At 58.3% G+C, this 13,107-nt stretch carries 12 protein-coding genes; 10 read left to right on the forward strand and 2 right to left on the reverse strand.

What is annotated here, in order from left to right; all coding sequences use genetic code 11:
- The first annotated feature begins 145 nt into the window (after positions 1-145).
- The 5 genes from QMG40_RS13670 to QMG40_RS13690 all read left to right on the forward strand — a co-directional run bounded on the left by QMG40_RS13670 (position 146) and on the right by QMG40_RS13690 (position 4,923).
- On the forward strand, positions 146-781 hold the full coding sequence (locus QMG40_RS13670; protein ID WP_283531621.1) for a GntR family transcriptional regulator: 636 nt from the start codon (positions 146-148) through the stop codon (positions 779-781).
- Between the two features lie 39 nt (positions 782-820).
- Positions 821-2,341: an MmgE/PrpD family protein gene (locus QMG40_RS13675; RefSeq protein WP_283531622.1), complete on the forward strand. Its 1,521-nt coding sequence runs from the start codon at positions 821-823 to the stop codon at positions 2,339-2,341.
- Between the two features lies 1 nt (position 2,342).
- Positions 2,343-3,272 (forward strand): methylisocitrate lyase, encoded by a 930-nt coding sequence (gene prpB, locus QMG40_RS13680; RefSeq protein ID WP_283531623.1) that lies wholly within the window; start codon positions 2,343-2,345, stop codon positions 3,270-3,272.
- 35 nt (positions 3,273-3,307) lie between these two features.
- A complete protein-coding gene (locus tag QMG40_RS13685) occupies positions 3,308-4,447 on the forward strand; it encodes a bifunctional 2-methylcitrate synthase/citrate synthase (protein ID WP_283531624.1) in 1,140 nt (379 codons plus the stop codon).
- Between the two features lie 146 nt (positions 4,448-4,593).
- On the forward strand, positions 4,594-4,923 hold the full coding sequence (locus QMG40_RS13690) for a cupin domain-containing protein (protein WP_283531625.1): 330 nt from the start codon (positions 4,594-4,596) through the stop codon (positions 4,921-4,923).
- A 24-nt stretch (positions 4,924-4,947) separates the two neighbouring features.
- On the opposite strand, the gene QMG40_RS13695 is transcribed toward QMG40_RS13690, so the two are convergent.
- The gene (locus QMG40_RS13695) at positions 4,948-5,460 is read right to left on the reverse strand and encodes an 8-oxo-dGTP diphosphatase (protein WP_283531626.1); all 513 of its coding nucleotides are present in this window, start codon (positions 5,458-5,460) and stop codon (positions 4,948-4,950) included.
- A gap of 371 nt (positions 5,461-5,831) precedes the next feature.
- Here QMG40_RS13695 and QMG40_RS13700 point away from each other — a divergent pair, with 371 nt between their 5' ends.
- From QMG40_RS13700 to QMG40_RS13720, 5 genes are all read left to right on the forward strand, one after another.
- Positions 5,832-7,124, forward strand: coding sequence for an extracellular solute-binding protein (locus tag QMG40_RS13700; protein WP_283531628.1), 1,293 nt, complete (start codon positions 5,832-5,834; stop codon positions 7,122-7,124).
- 31 nt (positions 7,125-7,155) lie between these two features.
- Positions 7,156-8,139 carry a carbohydrate ABC transporter permease gene (locus QMG40_RS13705; protein ID WP_283531629.1) on the forward strand — a complete coding sequence of 328 codons (984 nt, stop codon included), beginning with the start codon at positions 7,156-7,158 and terminating at the stop codon, positions 8,137-8,139.
- Positions 8,140-8,237: 98 nt separating this feature from the next.
- The gene (locus QMG40_RS13710) at positions 8,238-9,047 is read left to right on the forward strand and encodes a carbohydrate ABC transporter permease (protein ID WP_459253016.1); all 810 of its coding nucleotides are present in this window, start codon (positions 8,238-8,240) and stop codon (positions 9,045-9,047) included.
- 25 nt (positions 9,048-9,072) lie between these two features.
- A complete protein-coding gene (locus tag QMG40_RS13715) occupies positions 9,073-10,809 on the forward strand; it encodes a beta-N-acetylhexosaminidase (RefSeq protein WP_283531631.1) in 1,737 nt (578 codons plus the stop codon).
- Positions 10,806-11,621 carry an IclR family transcriptional regulator gene (locus QMG40_RS13720; protein WP_283531632.1) on the forward strand — a complete coding sequence of 272 codons (816 nt, stop codon included), beginning with the start codon at positions 10,806-10,808 and terminating at the stop codon, positions 11,619-11,621. Before QMG40_RS13715 ends, QMG40_RS13720 begins: the two co-directional genes overlap by 4 nt.
- A gap of 91 nt (positions 11,622-11,712) precedes the next feature.
- Here the strand turns inward: QMG40_RS13720 and QMG40_RS13725 are convergent, their stop codons facing one another.
- Positions 11,713-13,107 carry a GntP family permease gene (locus QMG40_RS13725; RefSeq protein ID WP_283531633.1) on the reverse strand — a complete coding sequence of 465 codons (1,395 nt, stop codon included), beginning with the start codon at positions 13,105-13,107 and terminating at the stop codon, positions 11,713-11,715.

Raw genomic sequence — 13,107 nt, forward strand, 5'->3', positions numbered from 1 at the left:
ACAAGCCCTAATGTATACACAAAACCTTTTTTAGGCGTTATTTTAGCTAACTTTACGTGGATATTGCCCAAATGCCCAGTTCATTGTATACAATAAGGGGGTATTGTTGCTGTATTGCACGTCAGGAAGAGCTAAAGGAGGGGTCATGAGAGCTAGTGAACGGGCCTATGTCACGTTGCGCACCGACATCATCAACTGGCACCTGACTCCTGGCACAGTGTTGGGAGAGGTTGAACTCTCCGAACGCTTGGGCGTCTCCCGTACTCCCATCCGTGAAGCATTGGCAAAACTCACCGCTGAGGGGTTGACTGAGCCACAAAGTGGGCGTGGGATGGTTGTCAGTGAGATTTCACTTGACCATCTGGGTGAACTTTTCGAGCTCCGCTCCGCTCTTGAGTGCCGTGCAGCTGAACTGGCTGCTCAGCGCTGTGACCCTGACATTTTCAGGACCCTGCATCAACAACTTGCCAACGCCGGTGAGCTCATCACCTCCGATGACCCCACCCGCACTGATTACTACCAGCTGGCGGGTGACTTAGATGCTGCAGTGGACGCTGCGGTTGGCAATCACTACCTGAATCTAGCGCTAAAGAACCTACGAGTGCACTTGGTACGTGTACGGCGTTTAGGTAAAGACAACCCAGCACGACTGCGCGATGCGGCTCGTGAGCACGCCGCGATCGCCTTGGCAATTGCCAATGGCAACCCCACTGTTGCCAGCGCTGCCACCACTATGCATCTGGATAACAGTCTGCGTCACCTACTGAGCACAAACCCCTAGAGCTTCCACATTTCTGACACACCCTGCGAAAGGAACACCATGACAATTGATCACACTGTCCGCGTTTACAAGAGCGATGAGAACCTGGCCCGCGAGGACCAGCTTGCACACAAGATCGCCAAGGTCGCCGCCGATCCCGTCCCCGTGACCGCCGAGGTCACAGACATGATCATTAATCGCGTCATAGACAACGCCTCCGTGGCGATTGCCTCCTTGAACCGTGGCCCGATCGTTGCCGCCCGTGCTCAGGCACTTGCACACGCTCCTTCCACCGGAGGCTCCGGCGCCAACGTTTTCGGCATTGCAGAGCTGGTTTCTCCCGAGTGGGCGGCCTGGGCCAACGGCGTGGCCGTCCGCGAGCTGGATTATCATGACACCTTCCTCGCAGCCGAGTACTCACACCCAGGCGATAATATCCCGCCGATCCTCGCCGTCGCCCAGCACACCGGAGCCTCCGGTGCTGACTTGCTTCGTGGGCTTGCCACCGGTTATGAGATCCAGGTCGATTTGGTCAAATCAATCTGCCTGCATAAACACAAGATTGACCATGTTGCCCACCTCGGCCCCTCCGCCGCGGCAGGTATTGGCACACTGCTGAACCTTGAAGTTGAAACTATTTTCCAAGCTGTGGGTCAGGGCTTGCACACCACCACAGCTACCCGACAGTCGCGCAAGGGCGAGATCTCCACGTGGAAGGCGCACGCCCCCGCATTTGCCGGCAAGATGGCCGTTGAGGCTGCTGACCGTGCCATGCGTGGACAGACCTCCCCCGTACCGATCTACGAAGGCGAAGACGGTGTCATCGCTTGGATGTTGGATGGCCCCGACGCCCAGTACACGGTGCCGTTGCCGGCCGAGGGCGAAGCCAAGCGCGCCATCATGGACACCTACACCAAGGAACACTCTGCCGAGTACCAGGCTCAGGCTTGGATTGACCTTGCCCGCAAACTCCATGGAGAGCACCCTGAGGCCACCGATCCGGCAAACGTGGCCTCCGTGCTGATCAAGACCAGCCACCACACCCACTTTGTGATTGGTTCAGGCGCCAACGATCCGCAGAAGTACGACCCCACGGCATCACGGGAAACTCTCGATCACTCCATCCCGTACATCTTCACCGTGGCCCTCCAAGATGGTGCTTGGCACCACGTTGACTCCTACTCCCCCGAGCGTGCCGGCCGCCCCGACACCGTAGAGCTGTGGCACAAGGTAACCACGGAGGAGGACGCCGAGTGGACGCGCCGGTACCACTCCCTCGATATCGCCGAGAAGGCCTTTGGCGGAACAGTGGAAATCACCCTCAATGACGGAAGCGTCATTACGGATTCCATCGCAGTGGCCGACGCCCACCCACTGGGCGCCCGGCCCTTCGCCCGTGAGCAGTACATCAACAAATTCCGCACCCTGGCCGCTGGTCTGGTGGAGGAAGCTGAGATCAGCCGCTTCATCACGGCAGCAGAGAATTTGCCCAACCTAACGAACGGGGAACTGGGACAGTTGAACATCCTGGCAGCTCCTGGCGTCGTGGATCTGGCAGCCGCACCCAAGGGGCTCTTCTAAGATGCTGTACTCCAAGAAAACCGCTGAAGAGAAGCGCCGGGACCTGCGTGCCATGCTGGTCCCGGGCTCGGCCCGCCAGTTCCCTGGTGCCTTCAACCCGCTCTCGGCCCGCCTCATTGAGGAGAAAAAGTTCGACGGCGTCTACATCTCAGGCGCCGTCCTGGCCAACGAACTGGGCTTGCCGGACATTGGCATGACCACGCTGACCGAGGTGGCAACCCGCGGCGCACAGATTGCCCGAATGACTGACCTGCCCTGCCTGATTGACGCTGACACGGGCTTTGGCGAGCCCATGAATGTGGCCCGCACCATCGCAGAGTTGGAAAACGCCGGGTTGGCTGGTTGCCATATTGAGGACCAGTTCAACCCCAAGCGTTGCGGTCACCTTGATGGTAAAAATATGGTTGACCTCGAGACAGCTGTCAAACGCATTGCCGCCGCAGCTGATGCCCGTCGCGATCCAAATTTTTTGATCATGGCCCGCACGGACATTCGTGCCGTGGAAGGTCTGGATGCTGCGATCGATCGGGCTAAGGCACTCGTCGATGCAGGCGCTGACGCCATCTTCCCCGAAGCCATGAAGAGCGTGGCCGAATTCGAAGCTGTCGTCAAGGCAGTTGATGTACCTGTCCTTGCCAATATGACGGAGTTTGGCAAAAGTGAACTGTTCACAAAGGATGCTCTGGCTGCCGCCGGGGTGGCTATGATCATCTACCCCGTCACTTTGTTACGCAGCGCGATGGGGGCAGCCGAGCGGGTTTTGGACGCTATCAGCGCGGATGGGACCCAGGAAGCGGCGGTGGACCAGATGCTCACACGCGCGCGCCTTTATGATCTGGTTGACTATGAGGCGTATAACCAATTTGATGCGGGTATTTTCAACTTCCAGGTTCCCAGCCTGGATATTGCCACCAACAACGCAACCCTCTAGGTCAACAATGTCGTTTAGAAGAAGGAGTGCACACTGTGAGTGAAGAAGAAGTACGCAAAGGTCTAGCTGGGGTGGTTGCGGACTACACCGCTGTCTCCAAGGTCAACCCCGACTCCAATTCGCTGCTCTATCGCGGCTATCCGGTACAGGAACTGGCCGCTAACAAGTCCTTTGAAGAGGTAGCCCTGCTACTGTGGACCGGCGAATTACCCTCTGCACAGGAACTGAACGTTTTTGAGACGTTCGAACGGAGTAATCGTGCCTTAGATGAAAACCTCAAAGCCGCGATCGATCTGTTGCCGCTGCACTGCCACCCGATGGATGTGGGCCGGACTGCTGTTTCTGTTCTGGGTGCTCGCCATCCTCGCGCCGAGGACTCATCCCCGGAAGCGGAGTTGGAGAAGGCTCAGGCACTCTTTGCGCAGTTCCCTTCGGTGGTGGCCTATGACCAGCGCCGCCGTCGTGGTTTAGGGGTAGTGGAACCGCGCAGCGACTTGGACTACTCGGCAAACTTCTTGTGGATGACCTTTGGTGAGGAAGCGGCCCCGGAGGTTGTGGATGCTTTCCGTGTCTCCATGGTGCTGTACGCGGAGCATTCCTTCAATGCTTCAACGTTCACGGCCCGAGTCATCACTTCCACGCTCTCTGATCTGCATTCGGCCGTGACAGGCGCCATTGGCGCTCTTAAAGGTGCCCTTCACGGCGGCGCCAATGAGGCTGTCATGCACACCTTTAACGAGATCGGGATCAATGCCGATGAGTCTCGCAAAGAGGCCGCCGCACGTGCCAAGGCGTGGATGGAAGATGCCCTGGCGCAGAAGAAGAAGGTCATGGGCTTTGGCCACCGTGTCTATAAAAACGGTGACTCACGCGTTCCCACCATGAAGGGTGCGTTGGAGCGGATGGTGGCTCACTACAACCGCCCGGAAATGATGGGTTTGTATGACGGCCTAGAGCAGGCAATGGAAGAGGCAAAGGCCATCAAGCCCAACCTCGATTACCCTGCCGGTCCCACGTATCACCTGATGGGCTTTGACACCGAGATGTTCACGCCTATTTTCATCGCAGCCCGCATCACGGGGTGGACGGCACACATCATGGAGCAGCGCGCTGCCAATGCGTTGATTCGTCCGTTGAGCGCTTACAACGGTGTGGCTGAGCGACACGTAAGTTAGCTGCACCTTGTACGTTGAGGTTGGAGATCGTGACGCCTATGAGGGACGAATAGGCGTCACGATCTCCAACCTCAACCGTGTTTAACGCCATTCAAAGGTACTGTGAAGAGAACACCCAGACCACCACGCAGTTTTCAAGGAGCATCATGGAAAAGTCATCGCTGACAGCACTAGCCCGCGAACTCATGGCTTCCGCCAAAACTAAGAGCAGCGGCCGCAGTGCCAGAACGGTGTATGGCGGCCATGAGCGGGTTCTCCGCCAGACACTTGTGGCCCTCAGCGCAGGAGCATCACTGGATGAGCACGACAACCCCGGTGAAGCCACCGTTCAGGTGCTTGTCGGCAGGATTCGACTCAACGCCGGCGACGTTCAGTGGGAAGGCTCCCCAGGAGATCACCTGGTGGTCCCGCAGGCACGCCACAGTGTTGATGCCGTTGAGGACTCAGCTTTTCTGCTGACAGTGGCTAAACCCTAACTTTTTCTCGGATACCTGCCCCGGTTAGCTGCCTCGCAAAGATTCGTCGGCATCGGCTGGGGAGAGCATGTGAGTACTCTCGGAGACGGTCTCATTGTCGTCATTAAGCACCACTCGCCAGTGACCTCCCTCCCCTGCCAAAAAGGCTGGCAACCAATGGCTGGCGTCAGCCCACATCTGAGCATGTGGCAGGTTGTGCACGCTGTACCAGTGCGGCTTGATTTCATCACTCTCGATAGCACTGCCAGTATATTTTCTGCATAAGAAAATAGTAGTGAACATGTCCCATACCGGCTTGGCCGGAAAAATAAACTCAACTGTGCCGGCGGGAATCAGGTCCATGGCTGCAATACCGATGCTGGTTTCCTCGTCCACTTCGCGGCAGATGGCTTGGACAACACTTTCCCCGGCTTCCACATGACCGCCAATACCAACCACCTTGCCAACACCCATGCCGGTCTTTTTCACGCCGAGCAGCACCTGCTGCTCGGCGTTGTGGTTGCGGAGCAAAAAACACAGGGTTACGGGTGCACTCATCCGACCAGCCTATGCGGGAATCGCTGCGCAAGCCGAACCGTCAGTCAACGATTTGAGCTATTTGACGGCTTTTCACGAATAACCCTCCATTGTTTCCAATAACATCCCTCATCCGGCAAGCAAATCCTTCACGTACCAGCACCTAAGGCCCCTCCACGCGGCCAACAGAAAAATATCGATTGAAATTTTTTCAACCGGAGAGCTGAATCACACTTTCGGCTGATGTATCAAATAGCAAACTCTGCTTTTGCAGTGCAAAACACTTGCAGGTATCGCTTCAAAGTGGCCAAGCCCTACTTCTATGGTCTATTCATGCCCTCAGGAACAACTTCAGGCATGACCTCATCGCTTACTACTTTTATGGAGGACTTATGAAATACACACGCACTCTTGCCGTGGCAGCCCTCGCCGCCATGGCATTGACCAGTTGTGCTCCCCCCACGTCGAACAACGCAGTTTCGTCCCAGGACGAGGCCACTGGCACTCTGCGTGTCTGGCTGTTCTCTGAGGTCAACCAGGATCCCAAGTCAGAGGTGGTCAACGCAACTATCAAAGACTTCGAAGCCGCCCACAACGACGTCACAGTAGACGTCCAATACATCCCGGTGGACACGCGGGCAGAGAAATTCAAGGCAGCATTCAACGATCCTTCCAGCGCCCCCGACGTGGCGGAGTTTGGCAACACCGATCTCGCCAGCTACGTTGCTGCCGGAGGTCTGTCAGACATGAGCGCTGACATCAAAGAATGGGACGAAGGCACAGACCTGGACCCGAAGGTTCTCGCCACCACCGCCATTGATGGCAAGAACTACGGCGTGCCATGGTTTGTTGGCGTACGCGCCCTGTACTACCGCACAGACCTTTTGAAGGATGCCGGTGTCGAAGTCCCCAAGACCATGGCTGAGATTGCCACAGTGGCCCGCGCCGTCCGTGCCAAGAACCCAACCACCTTGGGCATCTCCGTTGGTGGCGCCTCACAATTCTCCGCTTTGCCTTACTTGTGGGCCCACGACGGCGCCATCGCCACCGAAGCCGGCGGCACCTTTACCTCTGCACTGGACAGCGCCGATTCCCGCGCCGGCATCACGGCCTACACGGAGTTGGTCAAGGATGACATCTGCCCACCGCAGACCTGCGCCGAATTTGGCGGTAACGCCAGCGTCCAGCAGTTCATTGCTGGCAAGTCAGCCATGACCATCGGTGGCGACTTCAACTACAAGGCCATTGCCGAAAGCGAATTCAAAGACAACTTCGCTGTGGTTCCGGTCCCCGGAATCACTGAAGGTTCCATCGCACCGGCATTTGCCGGAGGCAATAACCTCGGCGTCTTCCAAAGCTCCACGCGTCACACTCTGGCAGCCGACTTCGTTAAGGCACTGGCCAGCAAGAAGTCACAGCAAGCCATGTTCGACGCCATGGGCAACCTGCCCACCTTCACTGACGTCCAAAAGAACGTCTCCGACGCCAACGCCTATGTGGCCCCATTCATCGACACGATCGCCGCTGGCACCAACTTTGTGCCGATCACTGACACTTGGTCAACGGTTGACGCCAAGGGCATCTTCACCGGGATGTACCAAGAAATCGTCACCGGCAAGTCCGACGTCGATACGGCATCAGCAGACGCTGCTGCCGCCATGAACAAGATCTTCGAGGCCAAGTAATGCATTCCCCCCACATAGCGGGTCGGATCTAATGACCACGCAACTTCACGTCCCTGCGCCGCCTTCCGCGCAGAACGAGAGTCTACTCACCCCGCCGCCTCCCCGTAAAAAGGGACGCGGCGGGGTGAGCCGTGTGGAGCATTGGCTGTATCTTGCTCCCGCACTCATCGTCCTCATCGCCCTGCTGGGCTACCCGCTGTACCAGCTCATCAATATGTCGCTCTACGACTACCGGCAGGCTCAGGTCAGTGGCAATGCACCACTTAAATTTACCGGCATGGAGAACTATGCGATCCTCATGAAGGATCCGGAGTTCTGGACGGTACTGCGTGACACCGTCATCTTCGCCTCGGCCTGCGTCATCTTGACCCTGTTGATCGGCGCCGGGCTGGCAGTGTTTGCGACCCGGTTACGCCCGTGGGTGCGCACCGTCCTCTTTGCCGTCTCCCTCGGCGCCTGGGCCACCCCCGCAGTAACAGGTAGCGCCGTCTGGCTTTTCCTTTTTGATTCGACCCAGGGTCTGATCAATAAAATGTTGACCGGCGTTGGCCTCTCGCAGTTCATGGACTATTCCTGGACCTATGACAAATGGTCGGCATTCGGTCTCGTTGCAAGCGAAGTGGTGTGGTGTTCATTCCCGTTCGTCATGGTGACTATTTATGCGGGAATCCAGGCCGTGCCAACGGAGACTATTGAAGCTGCACGCCTCGATGGCGCCTCCATGCCGCGGATCTTTTACTCGATCATGCTGCCCATACTCCGCCCCATCGTCATCATCGTGACTATCCAGTCCATCATCTGGAACTTCAAAATTTTCTCGCAAATCTACATCATGACCAACGGTGGCGGCATTGCCGGGCAGAACATGGTCTTGAACGTCTACTCCTATCAGCAGGCGTTCGCTGCAAGCCTCTACGGCCTCGGTTCCGCGATTGGCGTCATCATGACCCTCATGCTGCTCGTCATCACTCTGGTGTATTTACGACTACTCAAAAGGAGCGGTGAGGTCCTGTGACCGCGCTCAAACTAGAACCAAAAGCTCCGACGCCGCCCACCCATCGTGGGTCAAAAACTGCCGCTAAACGCCCCAAGAAGAGCGTCGGGTACAACCTCGTGGGGGTCTTGATCGCCGCATTCGTGGCGTTCCCGCTGTACTGGATGCTGCTCTCCGCCCTGAAGCCGAAGACTGCGCTGGATGCCGGCGACTCCACCCCGTTCACCCTCGAACCGTCCTTTGATTCCTTTGCCCGCGTGCTGAGCGTGAACAACTTCGGCCAGTATTTTCTGAACTCACTCACCGTTGCCCTCTCAGTGGTAGTGCTCTCGACCCTGTTCGCTTTTTTGGCGGCAGTTGCCCTGACCCGCTATAACTTCAAGATGCGCACCAAATTGTTGATCATTATCTTGGTCGCGCAAATGGTGCCGATCGAGGCCCTCACCATCCCCTTGTTCTTCCTGTTCAAAGGCTTTGGTGATGTCATCCCGGTCATCGGGCTCAACCATCTGGGCTCGCTGATCCTGGTACATATGGGCTTCTCCATCCCTTTCGCGATTTGGATGCTGCGCGGATTCGTTGCGGCCGTTCCGATCGAATTGGAGGAGGCCGCCAAGCTCGACGGCGCCAGCAGCTTCCGGTTCGTCCGTTCCGTCCTGTTCCCCCTCGTGGCACCGGGTGTGGTGGCGTGTTCGGTATTTTCCTTCATCTCCACGTGGAATGATTTCTTGTTTGCGAAGACATTCATCATCTCCGCGCAAGAAAATTCCACCATGCCCATGGCCTTGCTCACGTTCTTCAAACCGGACCAAAACGACTGGGGCGCCATCATGGCAGGATCAGTGATCATGACCATCCCGGTGCTGATCTTCTTCATTGCCGTCCAACGCAAGTTGGTGTCCGGTCTCGCCGGCGCCGTCAAGGGCTAGCCCCATCCACAAAGATAGGTTGTTCATGCTTTCGCACACTGTGGTCCCCGCACCCTGGTCAATCGTTGCTGCCTCGCCCACCTCAGGCATTGCGGCTCATCCTGCGCTCTTATGTTCGACGTCGTCACTCACCGCCGATCCCCGCCTCACCCAGGCGCGGCGTTGGTTGGGGCGGGCGCTAGAAGCTACCACCGGGTGGGAGCTGACAGTCCTGCCGTGGCCGGTTGCCGCCTCCGCCAATGCGGCCACCGCGGGTGCCGCCCCCGCAAGCTTCGCTGCAACAACTACCGGAAACACCGGCAACACGACCGGAGCCACCGTGGAGTTCGTCTTCGACAGTGCACAACCGCCCGAAGGCTACGAGTTGCGCGTGGATGGCACCGTGCGCATCGCAGCCTCATCGGAGGCCGGGGCCTTTTATGCGGCACAGACCGTGCTGCAACTCCTGGGTGCGCGCGCGTTCCGCCAAGCACCCATCACACCCTCCGACCAGGAGGGAGTGCGCTGGCAGCTGCCGGCCGTGACCGTCACTGACAAACCGCGGTTTGGCTACCGCGGCGTCATGCTGGATGTAGCCAGGCATTTTCAGCCCAAAGATGATGTGCTGCGCTTCATCGAGGTGGCCGCCATGCACAAGCTCAACGTGCTGCACCTCCACTTGACCGACGATCAGGGTTGGCGCATCCACATCAACAAATACCCGTTGTTGACAGAGGTTGGTGGCTGGCGCAGAGAGTCCTCCCTTGGTGCTTGGCGGGCAGGACTGCAGGACGGCCAGCCCCACGGCGGCTTTTACACCCAAGATGACCTGCGTGAGATCGTGGCCTTTGCCGCCGAACGCAACATCACCGTCATCCCGGAAATTGATGTTCCCGGGCACAGCCAGGCAGCCATCGCCGCGTACCCTGAGCTGGGCCTGCCCTGGTCCACCCTAGAGGTGTGGACCCGCTGGGGCATCAACCCCAACGTGTTGGAACCGACAGCCTTCGCCGTAGATTTCTATCAAGACGTGCTCGATGAAGTCATAGACATCTTCCCGTCGCCGTGGATTGGTTTGGGTGGGGATGAGGTTCCTCTTAACCAGTGGGAATCCAGTCCCGTGGCCCGTCAGAAGGCGGCGGAGCTTGGCTACGATTCGGTAGCGGGCCTGCATGGCTGGTTTGTGGGCCAATTAGCCGCGCACCTCCATGCCCACGGGCGCAAGTCTGCCGTGTGGGATGAGGTCGGCGACTTCGGTCTGCCCGATGGCGCCTTGGTCGCCTCGTGGCGCGGCTACCAAGGCGGGCTCGACGCCCTAGCCAAGGGATACGACGTGGTCATGTGTCCCGAACACAAGCTCTACCTTGACCACCGTCAGGCCGACGGCGACGGCGAACCCGTGCCGGTAGGCTTCGTGACCACGTTGGAGGCCGTGTACGACTTTGACCCGATGCCGCAGACCACTGCTGGAGAATACCCGGGCCAGCTGTTAGGTGCCCAAGCAAATATCTGGACCGAACACCTGCCCAACGCCCGCCGCGTCAACTACGCTACCTACCCGCGTCTAAGTGCTATTGCCGAAGTGTTTTGGTCCAACCCGGATACCCGGGATTACTCCGATTTCCTGCGTCGACTCAGTACCGAACATTTGGCCAGGTTGTCCGCTATGGGTGTGGAGTTCCGTCCGCTCGATGGCCCCCATCCGTGGCAGCAACGCCCTGGTATCCCCGGTTGGATGCGCGACTATGACCAGGAAACAGCATCCACGGCAGGTGCTTTGTGAACGCCATAGAGCTTGTCGGTGAGAAGCGAAACTCTTCCTCGTCGCTGCGCAAGGCCCTGCTCATCCTTTCAGTGGTGGCTGAACAACCGTCAGATCCAGAAGGGTTGGCTCTGAGCGACCTGGCCGAAATTACTGAGCTGAACAAAAGCACTGTTCTTCGGCTCACCGCACCGCTGATCGATGAGCACCTGATCGAACGGGACAGGGTCACGGGAAAGTTCCGCCTTGGCTTTGGCAGCCTCCGTCTAGGACAGTCCTATCTGGACTCTCTGGACCTGCGCAGTGCCGCCAACGAAGAGCTCCGTGCTCTGATGCGTAAGACCGCCAACACAGTCCATCTGGTGGTCCTATCCGGTCACGATGTGGTCTATCTGGACAAAGTGGAGGATGAGGCGACCGTGCGCATGGCCTCCCGGGTGGGCGCCACCATGCCGGCCTATTGCACAGCCGTTGGCAAAGCGATCATGGCCTATAGCCCGGAAGAAGTGGTGTCCTCCATCCTGTCAGTTCCGCTGGCTCCCATCACGTCCAAAACCATCACCAACCCCGGAGAGCTTCGGATGGAGCTGGGCGCCGTCAAGCGTCGTGGCTATTCCATTGATGACCGCGAAAACGAGCCCGAGGTGCGCTGTGTCGCCGCCCCCATTTTCAACCACGACGACGTGGTGGTCGCCGCTTTGAGCGTGTCATCCCTGACCTCGCGCATGACCCCCGCGAAAGTACGTGAGGTGGGGCCGATGGCAGCCGATGTGGGTTTGCGAATCTCCGTCAAACTTGGCTCACGCCGGGCGGCCGCTCAACTGGCGAAATAGACCATGGCTGAACAATAGCCATTGACAGTGCGACGGCGGGCGCCCCCTTGAGGGAACGCCCGCCGTCGTACTTAAAAAACCTCTGGAACGGCTAGACGAACTGCCAGATCAGCGCCGCCATGCCGAAGCCCACTACTGAGAGGACGGTTTCTAGCACGGTCCAGGTCTTGAGAGTGTCCTTGACTGACATGTTGAAGTACTTGGAAATGATCCAGAAACCGCCGTCGTTCACGTGGCTGGCGATCACTGAACCAGAAGCGATGGCCATCACCACCAAGGCCAACTGCGGTTGTGAATAACCAGCAGCCAGCACACTCGGTGCCAGGATCCCACCGGTGGTCACGATCGCAACAGTGGCCGAGCCTTGGGCGATGCGCAAACCGGAGGCAATGACAAATGCCGAGAGCAGCAGCGGCAGCCCAGCGGTGGCTAAGGAATCAGCGACGGCGTTACCCACTCCTGTTGCACCCAAAACCGCACCAAAGAATGCGCCAGCACCGACCACCAGCAGGATCATACCCACCGGCCGCAGGGACGTGGAGGTGAGTTCGGCCAATTCCTCGCGCGTCATTCCGCGACGAGTGCCCAACAACCACATGGCCAACAGCACGGCGATAGTCAAGGCGATGGCCGGGTTGCCCAAGAATTGCAAAACCGTACGCAAGCCGCCGTCGGCCAGGAAAATGTTTCCAAAGGTGCCGCCCAAGATCAAGATCATGGGCGTGCCGATCGCCAAAATGACGGTGCCAAGGGCGGGTTCACCCATGACCTTGGCAGCCTCAGACTCGGGGATGACATTGTCTGGCGGCACATTGACCAAGACCCGCTTGCCGATCCAGGTGCCCCAGAGAATACCGGAGGCGAACCAAGCAGGGATACCGCAGGCAAGGCCCATAATGATGATCCACCCCAAATCGACGTGGAACAGACCGGCAGCGGCGACCGGGCCGGGGTGTGGTGGCAGGAACGCGTGGGTGACGGAGAGTCCTGCCAGCAACGGCAAGGCATACAGGACCAGTGATTTTCCGCCACGGATGGCTGCCACATAGACCAATGGGGCCAGCACAAAGATACCGATGTCGAAGAACACGGGGATCCCTAGCAGGAAGCCGGTGATGCCCATGGCTAAGGGTGTACCCTTTTCGCCGAACAGTTTCACAAGCTTGCCCAGCAGTACTTCAGCTCCTCCTGAACGTTCCAAGATGGCGCCGAGCACGGTGCCCAGCCCAATGATCACGGTGATGTGACCGAGGATCCCGGCGAAACCCTTTTCAATCAGGGCTCCGGAGCTTTTGGTGGCGGAGCCGACAAGGTCTTCAACCGACACGCCTCCAGCGAGTGCTACCAGCACACCCACCACCAGCAGGGCAATAAAAGGTTCAAGTTTGATCTTGATGATCAGGACCAGCAGGACGGCGATTCCCACACCGGCCAGGAGTAAGAGCCCGGCCGTATCATGGTGCAGCCAGGTAATGAAATCAGTCAT

The sequence above is a fragment of the Arthrobacter antibioticus genome (assembly GCF_030063205.1).
GTDB lineage: Bacteria > Actinomycetota > Actinomycetes > Actinomycetales > Micrococcaceae > Specibacter.